The 16,261-nt window shown below is 48.7% G+C and carries 17 protein-coding genes; 11 read left to right on the top strand and 6 right to left on the bottom strand.

Annotated features, from left to right (window positions below; genetic code table 11):
- Window positions 1–17 precede the first annotated feature (17 nt).
- Window positions 18–1,154, top strand: coding sequence for a response regulator (locus tag BN2762_RS13790; RefSeq protein WP_055107525.1), 1,137 nt, complete (start codon window positions 18–20; stop codon window positions 1,152–1,154).
- Window positions 1,155–1,232: 78 nt separating this feature from the next.
- Here the strand turns inward: BN2762_RS13790 and BN2762_RS13785 are convergent, their stop codons facing one another.
- Window positions 1,233–3,254, bottom strand: coding sequence for a putative bifunctional diguanylate cyclase/phosphodiesterase (locus BN2762_RS13785; protein ID WP_055107524.1), 2,022 nt, complete (start codon window positions 3,252–3,254; stop codon window positions 1,233–1,235).
- A 158-nt stretch (window positions 3,255–3,412) separates the two neighbouring features.
- Between BN2762_RS13785 and BN2762_RS13780 the strand changes: the two genes are divergently transcribed.
- Genes BN2762_RS13780 through BN2762_RS13770 form a run of 3 tightly spaced genes read left to right on the top strand, consistent with a single transcriptional unit; the run spans window position 3,413 to window position 5,959 of the window.
- Window positions 3,413–4,078, top strand: coding sequence for a flagellar brake protein (locus BN2762_RS13780; protein ID WP_055107523.1), 666 nt, complete (start codon window positions 3,413–3,415; stop codon window positions 4,076–4,078).
- A 60-nt stretch (window positions 4,079–4,138) separates the two neighbouring features.
- Window positions 4,139–5,215, top strand: a complete 1,077-nt coding sequence (locus tag BN2762_RS13775) for a hypothetical protein (RefSeq protein ID WP_222861084.1) — start codon at window positions 4,139–4,141, stop codon at window positions 5,213–5,215.
- 3 nt (window positions 5,216–5,218) lie between these two features.
- Window positions 5,219–5,959, top strand: a complete 741-nt coding sequence (locus BN2762_RS13770) for a hypothetical protein (protein WP_055107521.1) — start codon at window positions 5,219–5,221, stop codon at window positions 5,957–5,959.
- 51 nt (window positions 5,960–6,010) lie between these two features.
- Here the strand turns inward: BN2762_RS13770 and BN2762_RS26925 are convergent, their stop codons facing one another.
- A complete protein-coding gene (locus BN2762_RS26925) occupies window positions 6,011–6,172 on the bottom strand; it encodes a hypothetical protein (protein WP_154674770.1) in 162 nt (53 codons plus the stop codon).
- A 191-nt stretch (window positions 6,173–6,363) separates the two neighbouring features.
- Between BN2762_RS26925 and BN2762_RS13765 the strand changes: the two genes are divergently transcribed.
- Window positions 6,364–7,137 carry a polysaccharide deacetylase family protein gene (locus BN2762_RS13765; RefSeq protein ID WP_055107520.1) on the top strand — a complete coding sequence of 258 codons (774 nt, stop codon included), beginning with the start codon at window positions 6,364–6,366 and terminating at the stop codon, window positions 7,135–7,137.
- A 128-nt stretch (window positions 7,138–7,265) separates the two neighbouring features.
- Here the strand turns inward: BN2762_RS13765 and BN2762_RS13760 are convergent, their stop codons facing one another.
- Window positions 7,266–8,618 (bottom strand): IS1182 family transposase, encoded by a 1,353-nt coding sequence (locus BN2762_RS13760; RefSeq protein ID WP_055107519.1) that lies wholly within the window; start codon window positions 8,616–8,618, stop codon window positions 7,266–7,268.
- A gap of 259 nt (window positions 8,619–8,877) precedes the next feature.
- On the opposite strand from BN2762_RS13760, the gene BN2762_RS13755 reads away from it, so the two are divergent.
- Entirely contained in the window at window positions 8,878–9,420 is a 543-nt protein-coding gene (locus BN2762_RS13755) for a DoxX family protein (protein ID WP_055107518.1), read from the top strand.
- A 95-nt stretch (window positions 9,421–9,515) separates the two neighbouring features.
- On the opposite strand, the gene BN2762_RS13750 is transcribed toward BN2762_RS13755, so the two are convergent.
- Window positions 9,516–10,223, bottom strand: a complete 708-nt coding sequence (locus BN2762_RS13750; RefSeq protein ID WP_055107517.1) for a PIG-L deacetylase family protein — start codon at window positions 10,221–10,223, stop codon at window positions 9,516–9,518.
- A gap of 120 nt (window positions 10,224–10,343) precedes the next feature.
- Here BN2762_RS13750 and trhO point away from each other — a divergent pair, with 120 nt between their 5' ends.
- Both trhO and BN2762_RS13740 read left to right on the top strand, forming a co-directional pair.
- Window positions 10,344–11,237: an oxygen-dependent tRNA uridine(34) hydroxylase TrhO gene (gene trhO, locus BN2762_RS13745; protein WP_055107516.1), complete on the top strand. Its 894-nt coding sequence runs from the start codon at window positions 10,344–10,346 to the stop codon at window positions 11,235–11,237.
- Window positions 11,238–11,262: 25 nt separating this feature from the next.
- Window positions 11,263–11,895 carry a helix-turn-helix transcriptional regulator gene (locus BN2762_RS13740; protein ID WP_055107515.1) on the top strand — a complete coding sequence of 211 codons (633 nt, stop codon included), beginning with the start codon at window positions 11,263–11,265 and terminating at the stop codon, window positions 11,893–11,895.
- Window positions 11,896–12,008: 113 nt separating this feature from the next.
- Here BN2762_RS13740 and BN2762_RS13735 read toward each other — a convergent pair whose 3' ends face one another.
- Complete coding sequence (locus BN2762_RS13735; RefSeq protein ID WP_187386524.1) at window positions 12,009–12,266, bottom strand: YuzB family protein; 258 nt, start codon at window positions 12,264–12,266, stop codon at window positions 12,009–12,011.
- Between the two features lie 197 nt (window positions 12,267–12,463).
- Here BN2762_RS13735 and BN2762_RS13730 point away from each other — a divergent pair, with 197 nt between their 5' ends.
- Window positions 12,464–13,081: a superoxide dismutase gene (locus BN2762_RS13730; protein ID WP_055107514.1), complete on the top strand. Its 618-nt coding sequence runs from the start codon at window positions 12,464–12,466 to the stop codon at window positions 13,079–13,081.
- Window positions 13,082–13,156: 75 nt separating this feature from the next.
- On the opposite strand, the gene BN2762_RS13725 is transcribed toward BN2762_RS13730, so the two are convergent.
- The gene (locus BN2762_RS13725; RefSeq protein ID WP_055107513.1) at window positions 13,157–14,185 is read right to left on the bottom strand and encodes a LacI family DNA-binding transcriptional regulator; all 1,029 of its coding nucleotides are present in this window, start codon (window positions 14,183–14,185) and stop codon (window positions 13,157–13,159) included.
- Window positions 14,186–14,298: 113 nt separating this feature from the next.
- Between BN2762_RS13725 and BN2762_RS13720 the strand changes: the two genes are divergently transcribed.
- Complete coding sequence (locus tag BN2762_RS13720; RefSeq protein WP_055110036.1) at window positions 14,299–15,213, top strand: ROK family protein; 915 nt, start codon at window positions 14,299–14,301, stop codon at window positions 15,211–15,213.
- Between the two features lie 36 nt (window positions 15,214–15,249).
- On the top strand, window positions 15,250–16,197 hold the full coding sequence (manA, locus tag BN2762_RS13715) for a mannose-6-phosphate isomerase, class I (RefSeq protein WP_055107512.1): 948 nt from the start codon (window positions 15,250–15,252) through the stop codon (window positions 16,195–16,197).
- The last annotated feature ends 64 nt before the right edge of the window (window positions 16,198–16,261 follow it).

Here is a 16,261-nt window from a genome sequence, read left to right as displayed (position 1 = left end):
CATGTAGGGAGAGCGCGATGAAAGTTATTCTTCTGGATGATGATAGTATTGCATTGGATTATCTGGAACACCAGCTTCAGCAGATTCCCGGGATTGAGATTGCGGGGAAGTTTACGGATCCGGCTTTAGCCAAGAAAAAGATACTGAAGCAGCCGGTTGACCTGATTTTTATGGAAATCCAGCTGCCTGACGTGGATGGACTTCAGCTGGCAGAAGAAATTATAGAAAACAAGCCTCAAATCAAAATTGTGTTCGTGACTGGCTTCGAGGCGTACGCGATTAAGGCGTTTGAGCTCAATGCACTGGATTACCTGCTAAAGCCCGTTAAATTGGAAAGACTGAAAAAAACACTCCAGCGGATGGACCGTTCAAATACGGGGTTCGATCTGGATCGGCTGGCCGAGCAGAATCAATCGCTGCAAATTAGAATGCTAGGCCATTTTCAAATGATTCTTCAAGGAAAGCTGCTGCCGCCGCTGCGCTGGCGCACCGCGCGAGCCCAGGAACTGTTCCTGTATATGCTGCAATGCCGCGGGCAATTTATCCGCAAATCCACTTTAATAGAACTGCTATGGCCGGAATACGAGCCAAACCGGGCATATTCCCTTTTATATACGGTCATTTATCATATTCGAAAAACGCTCGAAGAGTACGAGGAATATTTTTCCCTTTCGAACTCCGTAGATGGTTATATTTTAAATTTGAATAATGTGCTGTTGGATGTTGAGGAATGGGAGAATTTCATCCTGTCCAGTGTGACTCTGACGAGCAAAACGATTGGCAGTTATGTGGAATACATGAAATTGTTCAAGGATGATTACTTGAAGGAGTACGATTATTGGTGGGCAGAGAGCGAGCGTCAGAGGCTAAAGATGCTGTGGCTCCGTACTTCGTTCCGGATGGCTGATTGGTATATGTCGAATAACCAGCAGCCGAAGGCCGTGGAAAAATATTTGGAGGTTTGCCATCAACATCCGATTGCGGAGGAGGCGCATTTTGCCCTGATGAAAATATTCGCGGCGAATAAAAATTCATTGGCTGTTCACCGGCAGTACCGCCTGCTTGTTGCCATATTACTTGAAGAATTCAATGAACAGCCAAGTACATATATTACGGATTGGTATAACGATTGGAAAATACAGCATGGCGGATGACAGAAGGAAGTCCTCCTATCCTTCAGCCCCTGCTTGTCCGCAGAACTGATTTCGGGACCAGCTCTGCAATCGCTTCTGTCAGACTAAACTAGGCTTGTGTTCATGCTGCTTGACCCATTCGGCAATATCCGAGTCTCTCATAGGCTTGCCATAATAATACCCTTGCATAACATGGCAGCCGAGCTCGGTGAGAAACTCGATATGCTCCTGGTTCTCGACGCCTTCAGCAATGACGTCAAGCTGAAGATGGTCAGCCATCATAATGATGGCGTTAATGATCGCCCTTTTGCTAGGGCTCTCCAAATCATTGGTGAATAAGCGATCCAGCTTCAAGGCATCGATAGGAATCCGGTCAAGCAGTCCGATGGAGGAATATCCGGTGCCGAAATCATCCATGGACACCCGTACGCCCAGCTTGCGAAGGCTTTGAAGCTGACGAATGATATCGTTAATATCGAAGAGTACCATCGACTCGGTAATTTCCAGTTCAAGCAGATGGGGATCCAGCTTCACTTTCTGGAGCACCTTTTCCACCAATTCCTGCAGGCTGCCCGTTTGAAAGAGCCGTACGGACAAATTAACGGAGACCGGCTGATTCATTCCTTGCTCCTGCCACAGCTTGCATCTGCGGCAAGCCTCCTCCAGCGCCCACCTTGTCATCGGTACGATCAAGCCCGTGTCTTCGGCGATCTGGATGAACTCTCCAGGAGTGACAAGGCCGAGCCGCGGATGCTCCCACCGGATCAAGGCCTCGAATCCGACCAGACTGTTCGTTTTGACGTTCCATTTAGGCTGGTATACGATAAAGAACTGGTTGTTTTCGAGTGCCAGCTGCAGGTCCTTCTCCAGCTCCATTTTGCGTACCATTTGAAGGCCCATCTCTTCACTGTAGAAGCAAAATTGGTTCTTTCCCAGTCCCTTGGCCTTGTACATGGCCGTATCCGCCGTCTTCAGGAGCACGGAGCGGTCGGAATCCTGAATCGAGCCGATGCTGATGCCAATGCTGCCAGTAACATAGAGCTCATTGCCTTCAATATAGTATACCTGCTTGATGCTCTGCAGAATTCTCTGGGCCAGCTGCTCGGCTCTTGCCGTATTGCAATGCTTGATAATGAACAGAAATTCGTCCCCGCCGATGCGGAACGCCTGCTGATCCTCGCGTATAAATTGACGGAGGCGGATGCCGACTTCCTGGATAAGCAGATCGCCAATGTTATGACCGAGCGTATCGTTGATCGCTTTAAATTGATCCAGATCGATAAATAGAACGCCGAGCTTCTCCGTACCGACATGCGAATCGAAGAAACGGTTCATTTCGTTGCGGTTCGGCAGCCCTGTAATCGAGTCCAGATAAGCTAGTCTTTCCAGTACATGCCGGTCGAAAAATAGCGCAACCCAGGATATGAGCAAAATAACGGAAATGACTACCGTGACGCCAAGCAGCAGGAATAAGTCTACATATGCAGGCCCTTCATGCACCATCGTATCAACGGCAGCAGTATGCTTCATTTGGGCCGCCTCCATGCCCGTGTAATGCATTCCGCAAATGGCGATGCCCATGATGAATGCAGACAGCCATTTCGCTCTGCTCATGGACGACTTGCTGCGAAACCGAAGAAACAGCAGCAATGCCGCATAAGAAGCGATTAACGCGATAATGACGGAGAGCACCAATAAAGTTTTATCATAATAGATTTCGGCGGGCATGATCATAGCTTCCATTCCCAGATAGTGCATGGTCACGATGCCACTGCCCATGATGAAGCCGCCGCCGGCGATTTTATACCAATTAATATCCCGAGGCATCGTGATGTAAAATGCAATGAAGGAGGAAGCTGCGCTCGCCAGAAGTGATCCTAGCGTAAGCCAGACATCATAGGTGACAGGCATATGGAGATGAAATGCCAGCATGCCTACAAAATGCATAGACCAAATGCCGCTGCCCATGACCAGAGAGCCCGCTAGCAGCCAGAAAAACTGGGTTCTACCGTTAGCATGAGATATCTTAGCCGCTATGCTGAGAGCGGAATATGATGCAAGTACTGCAATTATTACTGAAAGTGCCACAATGTAGTAATTATAACTGCCTTCTAAGTTCATTAATTCCCCCCCTTAACAAATATTTTATAAGATCAGGCTCTACAAAAACTTGACAGCCCGGGGAAATCACTAGTTGTACATATCCAATTGTACAGGTATTGTAGAGTTGTCTTTGTTGTAATCGAATAAGTGTAATCCTGGAGAAAGGAGATTCATTCATGGACGAATCGGCAAAAATCGAGTTTTGGAAAGGCCAGCTGCTGGAGCTTCAAACCGAGGAAGGAGTCATGTATAAGACGCAGATCATCTATCAGGTCGACAACCGCCTTTACATACAAAAGCCAATCAACCGCATGGACCGCTATTTAACGGTCACAGGCAACAAATCTGTAACGGTATACTTTCATAGCGATGAACGGGTGCTTTACTCTTTTGATACCATCATAAGCTTGCAGCATAATCAACTGTCATTCCCCGCCCCATTGGCCGAGCGGATCAAGAAGGCGCAAAGACGGCGCTTCTTCCGGGTTCCTGTTGAAGTAGAGTTGAATTTAAATCTAATGCCGGACGAGAATCCGAATGAAGACGAGCTCATCAAAGTGACGACCAAGGATATTAGCGGAGGAGGAATATCCTTTCTTTGTGATTTTGAAGTAGGGATCGAGGCGCTCATAGCGGGGACAATGCGTTTAGAGACGAACAATTCCCAGAATACGATCGAATTTCATGGCAGAGTTGTTAATTGCATCAAGCTTCCGGACAGTAATTTTAAAATATCGCTGGAATTTGTTCAATTGAAGGAATCCACCCGTTCCGACATCATTAAATATTGTCTGTTCAAGCAGGTGGAAGCAAGAAACAAGCTCAAAAATTATTGTTTGTAACAACTAAGAGACTACATTCCTACCGAGGTGAACGAAGCGATGGACGATTCTCTCCCTACTATGAATTTGATAGATGATATTTCCTTTGATCATATCCACGGCACCGAGCTTCCCTTCGATAAATGGGACTGGATCATGATGGTGCTAAGCGGCACCGCAGGCGCTTTATGCGATCTGGTCATTGGCCATCCCCGGGGCATGGAGGAGCCGAAAATCACCAACAGCTCCTTCGGCGGGCTTGGCGAACAGCTGAAGCAATATGATCTAAAGAATAATCCCATAGACTTTCAGGAGCCGGGAGCCTTTGGCGGGGATCATCGCCTGTACTCCTACGGGCATGATCTGTTCCGATTTTTCGAGGGCGTACGGCAAACGATGTTCGGCGAATATGCCGGGGTATCGTCCGTCGGCGGGGGCGAATTGATCAAGGAGTTTCCGGCATACGAGCAGCTGGATTTTGGGACTGCCGTCATTGTCAATTTGCTGCACCTGTTCAAAGACTTTTGTACGGTCCGTTCCCTGCCGATTCCCGGCATGACCATTCTCGCCAATTTGAACGGCGATGAAATGCCTGCCTTTGCGGAGAAGCTGTATATCGAGCATGGATTCAATCTGCGCATCGTTACAGGACAGGCCCTCAGCGTCGCCGCCATTGAGACCATGCTGAGAGTGTATCTTTTCATACGTTATCTCCGTGCAGATGTGCCCAAAGAGGCGATCCAATCCAAATGCAGAAAGATGCTGCTGTTCTCGCATTCCTTCGCAATGCTGTTTAATCTGGGCAAGGTTGTAATTAGCAAGAATCCGTTCATGTTGAATATCCCCCAGCTGATCATGATCGCGAAATACTGTGTCCAAATCGCCAGGGAAAGCATGGACATTCGTAAACAGCTCATCACCGCCAAGCAGCTTTCCTTCGCCGGCCAAGAGCGCGATTTGCTCGCATTGTACGAAAATGCAGCCGTGATGGACAGCATCCACAATGTCTATGAGGAGACTATTCAAGGCTATGCGGACATGCAGAAAGACCAGGAGAGCATCGGTTTAAGCAACCTGAAGGTAGCGGGGCGGCTAGGCAGCGTGTCGGATACCTACGCCGAGGTTCTCCGGCTATTAGAACGACGTAAAGGTGAATAAACTATGACTAAACAGCTAACTGCACTGCAAAGCGAAATCGAGGATTTGGCCAAAATAAAAGTGACCCGTGAAATGCTGAGCAAAGTGGATATTTCCTCGCTCATTCCCAAAATTACCGAAGTGGTTGAGCATCTGGACAATGCCCAGGACTCATTGGATAAGCTGTCTGAGCAAGGCGTGTTCAAAATGTGGTGGGGCTCCTTTACCGGAGGCAATGATAAAGTGCTCGCGAACGCCGAGAAGACGCTGATCGAAAGCTCGAAAATGAATATCGGGCTGGCTATGCTCACGACGATGTACGCCAAAGTGATCAAGGATCAGCAGGACTCACTCTCCCAGCAGCAGCAAGTCCTCAAGGAGCAGAATGAGGCAATCCGGGAGCAGCAAAGCCATATCGAACAGCTGTGGGGCATCAGCGATGAGCAGGCTCGGCAAATTCTTGCTGTTATCCAGGAGCAGCATACGATGATCGATGAGGCCGAGCAGCGGCTGACGCAGCAATTCCGGCAAGAGCAGAAGCTCGGCTGCGAGAAGCTGCAGCAGGAGTTGCTGCGCCAGCGCGAAGAGATGGATACCTGGAAACAAGACATGATCCTGCAGCTCAAGCAGGAGATCGCTGACGAGCAGCAGAAGCAGGCCAAAGCAGCGGAGAAGCTGCTGCTTCGCAAGCTGCGGTGGTGGATTGGCGGAGCTCTGCTCGCCTCCCTGGCCGCTTCATACCTGATCAACGCCATAAACCCTTGAAGCCGCAGGCTTCAAAGGTTTTTTTGGTTCGTTATACGGAAGAAGAAGAAATTATACCAAATACCACACCAGGGCGCTGAAGCTGTTCCCTTCCGCTGCATATTGTATGGACTGTACGGTAAACCGTCTGTTCTCATACAGCCAGTCGTTAATCTCCTTCTCAAGATCACCAATATTTGTGTTGAAGAATGTTTTCACGCTGTTCCTCTTCATTCTCATCACCTCCCCACCAGCATCTTATTCGACATCGAATGCTTACAAGCCTGCTTGTATTTGAAGATATGCTGAATGACTTGCCATCCGAACTTCTTCTTAGAGAAGGATTCGCAAGGATAAAATCAGCAGGTTGAGCCAAAATAACTAGACACTCGTTTAACGAAGCCATAATGGAGGATAGCGAACAGATGTCTAAACACACACGACTGTTAATTCTGATTGTGACATTCACCCTCTTCTTCCCCCTCCTCCCGGATGCATCGTTGGCCAGCCCGGTATCCAGGTTCAAAGACCGGGCTTATTATGAGCAGCGCGGCGATATTGTCTGGGAGGTGCCTACCGAAGACAAATACATTGCCCTTACATTCGATGACGGTCCAGATCATCGACAAACGCCGCAAATTCTGGACGTGCTGGACCAATACAATGCCAAGGCTACCTTCTTTGTCGTAGGCGATCGGGTAGAGAAATACCCAGACATCGTAAAAATGCAGCTGGCCCGCGGCCATGAAATTGGCAACCACTCGTACCGGCATCCCCCCTTCCAGACTTTGGGCAAGAGCAAAATGCAGGATGAGCTCAGCAAAACCCAAGAAGCGATTTACCGGGCTGCCGGCTTCAAGCCCGCCCTGTTTCGTCCCCCCGGCGGATTCTATAATGAGATGCTGGTTAATGTTACTAAAGAGAATGACTTGAAGTTCATCCTCTGGTCCTGGCATCAGGATACGAAGGATTGGAAGTCCCCGGGAGTAAGTAAAATCGTCAAGAAGGTGGTTACAAACGCGCGGAGCGGCGATATTGTCCTCATGCACGACTATGTGGCTAACAGCACACAGACCATCGAAGCGCTCAAGCTGATTTTACCTGAGCTTAAGAAGCAGGGCTACTCCTTCGTCACGGTATCCGACTTGCTTACCCATAAAGTTACGCCCGACCATCAGCTAAAAAAAGTTCTACACTGATCGAATGCGGAGAAGCCACTTCTCCGCTGCTTTATTTCTCTAAAAATTTATTTATTGAATCAATTTCATAATGCTTAGTTACAAAATCGTAGACTAACCGAATTAAAGCATTTCCATTTTAAAAAAAACTATGCGGCTCGTTCTTGTAACTGACGGCTTAAACGATCACACGCTAACTTCATGCAATTGTAAACTAAAGTAACCAAGTTTAAATGAACCTTAGCTTTTTGACCTGTTCGATGTCTCACATTGTTCAGTTGGAAAAATTCTTTCAAGTAAGCATTCACTCTTTCCACTGCAGATCGTCTCTTAGCAATTTCTTTCCACTGCTTTGAGCCTCTGGCCGGAGCGGTATATTTTCTAAGATCCGTTGTAATCTTCATTTTATAGACCTTCTGGCAAAGTGAATCATGCGCTAATGGACAGCTTGCACATTCTTTCGGTCGAACATATTTGAGTATTTCATAGGTTGGATCGTAGCTGTCATAGCGATAAGAATGTTCCCTGACACAAGTGGGTGCGAAGTATTCGTCAAATCCAACAAGTTCTGGTTCCCGCCGACGATTATAAGCAATAACAGCATGTGCATCTGCTTCTCGAATTTGCTTGTATATGGCTTCATAATCATATCCAGCATCCATGGTTACGTACTTGATACTGAAACTGTGATGCTGTAATGCCATCCCTTTTAGGAGCGGAATGGCAGCTTTACCATCATTCAAGATCCCAGAAGATAGCATTGCTCCAAGGATATATTGACTCTGCGATCCTACGGCAAGGTGACCTTTATAGCCATACCAAAAGACATTTTTGCCATCGCTATTCTTCTTGACTCCCCATTGCGGATCAAGAGGCATTTGATCTCGTAAAATGTTGAACGGCTCATGTAATTGGGCAGCGATTTCTTTCTCGAAGATTGGTTTTTGCTCCTCTTCTTCTTGTTTTTGTTTCAACCAAGCTTCGCGTTCAGCTTTCGCTTTTCGCCCACGCTTTTTGGGTTCTGGCTTTTCCTTTTCTTGCTTTGCAGGCGCCTGATCTCGAGCTTCGATATGGGTAGCATCAATAGCAACCGTATCGTCTGTAATAAATCCTTCGGCCATGGCATGTTCTAGTAGCTGCTGTTGCATCTCTTCTAGCGCATGGCTTTCGCTTATCTTACGCATTAATCGGGAGTAAGAAGAAGCCGATGGGATCGATTCTGACAGCATAAAGCCACAATCCAAGCGAAATAAGATGTCATGTTGAAGTCTCTTTATTAAATCTTTGATCGTAGGAATACGTTCTACGATTCGGATGATCAAGGAATAGACCATTGCCCTATAATTCACTTCAATGGGCGCACCATAAAGAGATGTTTTTCTGACCAAACGTAGAATAGGTGCAATGTCAATCGTAGAAAAAACCTCACGAAAACGATCTTTTTGTTCCATTTCATAAAGTTCTTGCAGGGTAAATAAACTCTCGTGTCGAATATATGGCATAGGGAGTTCACCTCGTCTCATTAGTTTGGTTTGGTCACTATACTAATTCGAGATTTGGGGAGGTACTCCTTTTTCTATGCCTTAAAAACCAGTCGTGGCAAGGCTTTTGATTTATGAAATTGATTCTATTAAAAATTTAATAATTGTGATTTAAATCACATATATTGTGAAAAAAATCACTTATAATAAAGACATAAAAGATGATCATCCCAAAACAAACTAAAACATTACAGCGAACAACACAGAAGGAGTGGTAATTATGTTTAACAATTTCCTCAGAACAAATAAATTTGCAATGTGGTTCCTAACCGTCATACGGATTTATCTCGGGGTAGAATGGATGAAAGCAGGCTGGGGCAAAATTACAGGAGGCTTCGATGCCGGCGGCTACCTGGCTGGAGCCATCGCCAACAGCGCCGGCGATCATCCGGCAGTTCAAGGCTGGTGGGCCGCGTTCCTGGAGCATGTAGCACTACCCGGCGTAGACATTTTTAACATCCTCGTTCCTTACGGAGAGTTTCTCGTCGGACTGGGCCTCATCCTCGGTACCTTCACTACCTTTGCAGCACTGATGGGACTCGTGATGAACGCCGCGTTCCTCTTCTCGGGCACCGTGAGCACGAATGCGCAAATGCTCCTGCTTGAAGTACTGGTCATCGTAGCAGCCGCCAATGCCGGTAAAATCGGACTTGACTACTACGTGCTGCCTTACCTTCGGGGATTGTTTGACAAAAGAAAAACGGCAAGCAAAGCGCAAGGACCTGCAGGCAAACCCCATTTAAAGGTGAACCATGGCGCATAAATAGGATACTCTTCGAAAAATAAACAAAGGCTGCTCCTCTTCGGAGGAACAGCCTTTCAATTTTTGTCCGCTGCCTGATGCATTGCCTTGTGCATTTAGATCAGGTCATCAAAAATCGAGCGCTCCCGCTTCACCGGATTGAAGCTCCCCCGCTCCCATACGAGCTGGAAGGCTTCCGGCGGGAAATGCCAAGGCGGCCCCTCGCTTAGCTTGCCGAATACTCGCTCAATCGATAAAATCTGCGATTCGTGCGCCGCAAGAGCTCTCGCTTTGGTCTCCTGCAGACCCTCCCCCTCCAGTTCCAATACCGCAGCCCCTTCTTCATTTGCCTTCGCCCCCGAAATGCCCATTACGTTGTAATAGAGCTTCTGCACGGAACTGCAGTTCCCGCTGAATACGGCTTTATTTACCGCATGATGAATGGCAATATGGTCGGGATGGCCGGATATGCCGTCCGCCGGAAAGGTAACGACTACCTCAGCCCCATGCTTGTTCAGGAATGCCGTAATTATGTCAACAAGCGCCTCCTGCTCTGTCTCCTGCAGCTTGCCGTCTCCCATATCCAGCCGCTCCATGTCTGCAATGCCCAGAATCTCCCCGGCCCGCTGCAGCTCAAGGTCCCGGATCTCCGCCAGCTGCTCCCGAGTCATCGGTCCCAGCCTGCCGCTCTTCCCTGCTTCCCCCCGGGTTGCCGTCAGCAGCACCGGCTTACCGCCCTGATTAGCAATCTCCCGGATCAGATAAGCACAGCCGAAGGTTTCGTCGTCAGGATGCGCATAAATAAAGCCAACCGTTCTGTTCATAAGTCCGTCTCCTTAATTATCCTGTGGATTTTCGTTTTTATACTTACTATACTTTAATATTGACTAAGTAGTTAAAATTCACTACAATTCAGAAGAATCCAATATAGATAGGTGATCATAATGAGCAAATCCGCATACCGCGTGTTATTATATTATAAATTTGTACACATCGAATCTCCAGAAGCATTTACCGCAGAGCATCTGCAGTACTGTAAAGACCTCGGACTCAAAGGACGCATCCTCATCGCCTCCGAAGGGATCAACGGCACAGTGTCCGGGACGGTAGAGCAAACGGAGAAATATATGAATGACCTGCGGGCTAACCCGCTGTTCCACGACATCGTTTTCAAAATTGACGAAGCTGATGGACACACCTTCAAAAAAATGTTCGTTCGCCACAAGCAAGAGCTGGTGACCTTCCGCTACGAGCGCGAGCTTGACCCGAACAAACTTAGCGGCAAACGGCTCTCTCCCGCCGAATTCCACGAGCAATTGCAGCAGGAGGACGTCATTGTTATCGATGGCCGCAACGACTACGAATACGATATTGGCCACTTCCGCGGCGCCATCCGCCCAGAGGTGGAATCCTTCCGCGAGTTCCCGGAATGGATCCGCGAGAATTTGGGCCAATTTAAGGATAAAAAAATTCTGACCTATTGTACAGGAGGAATCCGCTGTGAGAAATTGACCGGCTTCCTGCTGCATGAAGGCTTTAATGACGTGGCTCAGCTGGAAGGCGGAATCGTCACCTACGGCAAAGATCCCGAAGTAAAGGGCCATCTGTTCGACGGTAAATGCTATGTCTTCGACGAGCGGATTTCCGTACCGATCAACCGAACCGACGAGGATGTCGTCATCGCTAGCTGCTACCATTGCGGCGAGACGAATGACCGCTATATCAACTGCCCTGTCTGCAACCTTCAGTACGTCTGCTGTGAAGACTGCGAGGAAGAGCATCATGGATTCTGCAGCAATGAATGCAGGGAATCGGTGCTAGCTGTAAACAACGGCTAATGTCATTCTAGCAAGGAGTGTCATTATGAACCAAATCAAAGAGCTGCCGACGAGGGAACGGATTTTGCATATGATGAAGACATCCGGCCCTCTCAGCGCCAAAGAAATTACGTCCGAGCTGCAGATTACCGAAATGGCGGTCAGACGCCATCTCAGCACGATGGAGCGCGACGGGCTGATCGAATCCAAAATGATCCGGCAGACGATGGGAAGGCCTACCTCGGTTTTCGGGCTTACTGAGCTGGCCGAAGGCCTGTTCCCGAAGAATTACCATACGCTAACTCTTGATCTGCTGGGAGAGCTTGAAAATGAAAGCGGCGAGGATACGATCAGGCTGCTGTTCGAGAAGCGCCGGGACAGGCTAAAGCTGCAGTATCAGAGGAGCATGGAAGGAATTCCGTTTGCCGACAAAGTAAAGAAGCTGGCCCAAATTCAGAACGAGAACGGCTATATGACCGAATGTGAGCAGAATGAAGACGGGGATTTTGTACTAAAGGAGCATAATTGCCCGATTTCACAAATTGCGAACCGCTACAACCATGCTTGCGACTGCGAATTAAGCCTCTTCAAATCGCTGCTGGACACCGAGGTCGAGCGAACGGAATGCCTGGCCCAGGACGGCAAAAGATGCATTTATATCATATCCAATAAAGAATAAGCAGATACTGAAGTTTATAATATTATTCGATGACTTAAAAAACCTTCGGAACCGCCGTTTTCGGCGCCGAAGGTTTTCTTTTGCCCGCTATAGGTTATTAATAAAGAGGAGCGTTACTCTATATCGTCAAAAGCCCGAAGCTCCTCCTCGATCTTCTGCTTAATGAGCTGAACGCACTCTTCGACCGTCTTGGCGAATACCCTTGTGCCATTGACCATCGCATAGGGCCGCAGCTTGCAGAGGCCGCATAAATTGACGCAGTCGAGACGGAGAACGGCTATTTCGGGATATTCCTCTTCCAGCTGCTCCAGCTCTACCGAGCTGAGCAGATTGCTATCGCACACTTCCACAACAACGACTCCCAGGCCCACTGTTAAATTCACCTCAATGTACGTAATCGTTACAGTTCAATTATTATGATGAACGTCCTACCATTTGTCAATACGAACTACCTATTTAATATACTTAACATACATATAAGTTGACTAAGTGTTCTTAAATATTTATAATGATCATTGTGAGAAATAAAAGGGCATTACATATACACTAGGGAGGATGATTTTAAATTATGGCACATCAATTACCTGCTCTACCTTACCCGAATAACGCTCTGGAACCGCATATCGACGAACAAACGATGATGATCCACCATGACCGCCATCACAATACCTACGTAACGAACCTGAATGCGGCATTGGAATCCGCTCCTGAGCTTCAGTCCAAATCCGTGGAAGAGCTGATTGCTGATCTGGACAGCGTGCCTGAAAGCATCCGCACAGCGGTTCGCAACAACGGCGGCGGACACGCCAACCACTCCCTGTTCTGGGAAACCATCGGACCAAACGGCGGCGGGCAGCCTTCCGGCAAGCTTGCTGACGCTATCAACAACGAGCTTGGCGGCTTCGACAAGTTCAAGGAAGATTTCACGAAAGCAGCTACGACACGCTTCGGTAGCGGCTGGGCCTTCCTTGCGGTAGACAAAGACGGCAAATTGTCCGTATACAGCCTGCCTAATCAGGATTCCCCAATCATGGAAGGCAAAACCCCAATCCTCGGTCTGGATGTATGGGAGCATGCTTACTACTTGAAATATCAAAACAAACGCCCTGACTACATCGCAGCATTCTTCAACGTCATCAACTGGTCTGAAGTTGAGAAGCGTTATGAAGCAGCACTGAACAAATAATATAGCATTCAAGAAATTAAAGCGGCCGTCTCCATGGAGACGGCCGCTTATTTATTGTTAGGATTGCTTGTTTAATCATTTTGGAAATTCCTGCACCGAATCGCGGACGACCAGCGTTGAAGCCACGCTCCAGCGGATCGCCTCCCGGGATGGCTCAGACAACGACAAGAGCAGCGTTGCGGCGGCGTCGCACATCTTCTCCTTCTCCACGCGCATGGTCGTCATATGCACGCCCGAGCTGCTAACATACTGGAGATCGTCATATCCCGCAATCGAAACGTCCCCAGGCACGGCGATGTTCCGCTCCTGAAGCAGCTCCGCCAAAATATACGCGATACGGTCATTGCCGCAGAAAAAAGCACTAGGCAGCTCGCTCAGCCCGGACAGGAAGGTCGAAATCTCCTCAGCCGTATAATCATAGCCCACCGATGAAGTCAAGCAATGCTCTTCATTGACCTTTAGTCCCCCGGCCTGCATCGCCTTCCAGTACCCCAGCCAGCGCTCTTCATGGCTGGTTGTCAAATTCACAGGTCCAATAAAACCAATATTCGCATGACCGCACTCCATCAGATGGGACACCGCCTCATAAGCCCCCTCCATATTGGCTGAGGTCACGACCGGGCAGGGCAGCTCCCGGTAGTAAGAGTCGATCATCACAAGCCGCACATCCTGCTCCCACACTAGCCGCGCATATTCCGGCTGCGTAATTCCAAATAATATAATGCCCCGATAGGAAATGTCCGTGAACAGGCGAGGCAGCTGGAGCCGCTCCTCGGATTCCTTGTCGATTGGAGCGATGACGGCATTGAAGCCTTTGCTCCGAATACTCTTCTCAAGCCCCCAGATCATGTCATGATAAAATTGAAAGTGATCATTATCCTGATAGCTCATAATCCGCTCTGGAACGAGCACGAGAATATTGGACTCTCCGCTCTCGCTAATCGCATACGGCCCATATCCCATTTCCTTGGCTGTATGGATAATGCGGCTGCGCAGCTCCTCGCTTACTCCCTTCTTGTTCGTCAGAGCCAGCGATACGGCATTCTTGGAAACTTCCAGCTTATCGGCGATATCCTGCATGGATATTCTCTTTTTCCGGGTCATCCTTTTCAATCCTCTCAAAACATGCTAAACTTAGCCTAAATATACTTTACATTATTTAATTTTGTCAAGTTTGTAAAGTTAACTTGCGGAAACAGGAGGTATTCAACTTGGAAGTGACTTACGCAATAGGCATCGATATCGGCGGTACCAAGACAGCGATCGGGATCGTAGATTCTCATGGAACGATATGTGCCAAGACATCCTTGCCTACAGACCTAACAATCGATCCGCATGTAATGGTGAGCCGCATCGCTGATGCCGCCAAGCAATTGCTTGCAGAGCAGAGCCTGGATGAAAGGCAGATTGCTGGTATCGGAGTCGGAGCCCCTGGGCCTTTAAATACTAAGACAGGCTATATCGTCAAGCCGCCGAATATGAAAGCCTGGCACGACTTCCCCCTGCTCAACTCCTTGAAGAGGCATTTCAAACTGCCGATTAAGTTCGAGAACGACGCAACGGCGGCAGCTCTGGCCGAGAAATGGCTGGGCGCTGCCCGGGACGCCGAGCATTTCATCTTTATAACGATCAGCACGGGCATCGGGGCGGGAATTTTCTCCCATGGCAGGCTCATTACGGGCTCGACGGGTAATGCCGGCGATGTCGGACATCTGGTCATCGACCCTTCCGCCGGGGACTGCGTATGCGGCCAGCAGGGCTGCTGGGAATTCGTCGCTTCCGGCACCGCTATTGCCAGACAAGCTTCACGGCTGCTCGGCAGAGACATCACCTCCAAAGAGGTATTCGAGTTGGCCCAGGAGGGTCATGCCGACATGAAGAAGCTGACCGAGCAAGCTTTCCGCTATATCGGCATCGGCTGCGTAACGCTGATCAACACCTTTGACCCCGAGAAAGTAGTCATCGGCGGCGGCGTTTCACAGGTAGGCGAGCCTCTGTTTAGCGCTGTACAGGACTATGTCCGGAGCTGTGCCTTGAATCCGTCCGGGCAGAGCACCCCGATCGTACCAGCGGCATTAAATCAGGATGCCGGCCTGATCGGCGCTGCCGCCTTGATTCACATGACTTATTAATCTTGATCGATAATCAGAAAGGATGATATTACCATCATGAATCAACAGCCTATTTTTTTAAAGCCAGTATTTCAAGAGCGCATCTGGGGCGGAAGTAAGCTAGCTGAGCTGTTTGGCTACGACATTCCTAATGCGAAGACCGGCGAATGCTGGGCGGTATCTGCGCATCCCAACGGACAAAGCGTGGTGAAGGACGGGCCCTACCAAGGCTTAACTCTGGGAGAGCTATGGTCCTCTCATCCGGAATTGTTCCATTCCAAATCGTCCGTCTTCCCTCTGCTGACCAAAATCCTGGACGCTTCCGACGACCTCTCTGTTCAGGTTCATCCGGATGATCAGTATGCGAGAGAGCATGAGAACGGTGAGCTCGGCAAGACCGAATGCTGGTATATCATTGACGCGGAGCCGGGCGCAGAAATCGTATACGGCCATGAAGCCCAATCTAGGGAGCAGCTAGTAAAGTGGATGGAGGAAGGAAATTGGGATGGTCTTCTGACGAAGGTTCCGGTTCATCCAGGCGATTTTTTCTACGTGCCTAGCGGTACGATTCATGCTCTGGGGAAAGGGATCGTCGTCCTAGAGACGCAGCAAAGCTCCGACACCACTTACCGGGTTTACGATTACGATCGTAAAGATAAAGACGGCAATACGCGGGAGCTTCATTTAGACAAAGCAATTGATGTTACGACGATTCCTCAATCGTACAAGAAGGGGACGTATGATTCCTATACCCGGGGAGGGCTCACGGTTACAGCCTTCGTATCCAATGACTTCTTCACCGTGCAAAAATGGGATGTGGATGGTACAGTCCAGCTTGAAGCCAGCAAAAAGTATACGATATGCAGTGTGATTGACGGCCAAGGCCAGTTAACGATCAGCAACAATCCGTACCCGCTGAATAAAGGGGATCATTTCATCCTTCCCGTCTCCTTTGGCCCGTATGAGCTTAGCGGTTCGATGAATTTGATCGTATCCTCGGAATAACAATATCAGGCCTTCACCTCACTATGCTTCGGAAATAGAATAAGGGCTGTCTTCAGTTTGATAT

It is taken from the genome of Paenibacillus ihumii (assembly GCF_001403875.1).
GTDB lineage: Bacteria > Bacillota > Bacilli > Paenibacillales > Paenibacillaceae > Fontibacillus > Fontibacillus ihumii.
This window is presented reverse-complemented; position numbering and strand designations above follow the sequence as displayed.

Excerpts from the sequence above, each read along its gene's own strand:
- BN2762_RS13775 (WP_222861084.1), top strand. The coding sequence starts at position 4,139 with ATGAATTTGATAGATGATATTTCCTTTGATCATATCCACGGCACCGAG.
- trhO (WP_055107516.1), top strand. The coding sequence starts at position 10,344 with ATGAGCAAATCCGCATACCGCGTGTTATTATATTATAAATTTGTACAC.
- manA (WP_055107512.1), top strand. The coding sequence starts at position 15,250 with ATGAATCAACAGCCTATTTTTTTAAAGCCAGTATTTCAAGAGCGCATC.
- BN2762_RS13780 (WP_055107523.1), top strand. The coding sequence starts at position 3,413 with ATGGACGAATCGGCAAAAATCGAGTTTTGGAAAGGCCAGCTGCTGGAG.
- BN2762_RS13730 (WP_055107514.1), top strand. The coding sequence starts at position 12,464 with ATGGCACATCAATTACCTGCTCTACCTTACCCGAATAACGCTCTGGAA.
- BN2762_RS13760 (WP_055107519.1), bottom strand. The coding sequence starts at position 8,618 with ATGCCATATATTCGACACGAGAGTTTATTTACCCTGCAAGAACTTTAT.
- BN2762_RS13740 (WP_055107515.1), top strand. The coding sequence starts at position 11,263 with ATGAACCAAATCAAAGAGCTGCCGACGAGGGAACGGATTTTGCATATG.
- BN2762_RS13785 (WP_055107524.1), bottom strand. The coding sequence starts at position 3,254 with ATGAACTTAGAAGGCAGTTATAATTACTACATTGTGGCACTTTCAGTA.
- BN2762_RS26925 (WP_154674770.1), bottom strand. The coding sequence starts at position 6,172 with ATGAAGAGGAACAGCGTGAAAACATTCTTCAACACAAATATTGGTGAT.
- BN2762_RS13765 (WP_055107520.1), top strand. The coding sequence starts at position 6,364 with ATGTCTAAACACACACGACTGTTAATTCTGATTGTGACATTCACCCTC.
- BN2762_RS13755 (WP_055107518.1), top strand. The coding sequence starts at position 8,878 with ATGTTTAACAATTTCCTCAGAACAAATAAATTTGCAATGTGGTTCCTA.
- BN2762_RS13750 (WP_055107517.1), bottom strand. The coding sequence starts at position 10,223 with ATGAACAGAACGGTTGGCTTTATTTATGCGCATCCTGACGACGAAACC.
- BN2762_RS13770 (WP_055107521.1), top strand. The coding sequence starts at position 5,219 with ATGACTAAACAGCTAACTGCACTGCAAAGCGAAATCGAGGATTTGGCC.
- BN2762_RS13790 (WP_055107525.1), top strand. The coding sequence starts at position 18 with ATGAAAGTTATTCTTCTGGATGATGATAGTATTGCATTGGATTATCTG.
- BN2762_RS13725 (WP_055107513.1), bottom strand. The coding sequence starts at position 14,185 with ATGACCCGGAAAAAGAGAATATCCATGCAGGATATCGCCGATAAGCTG.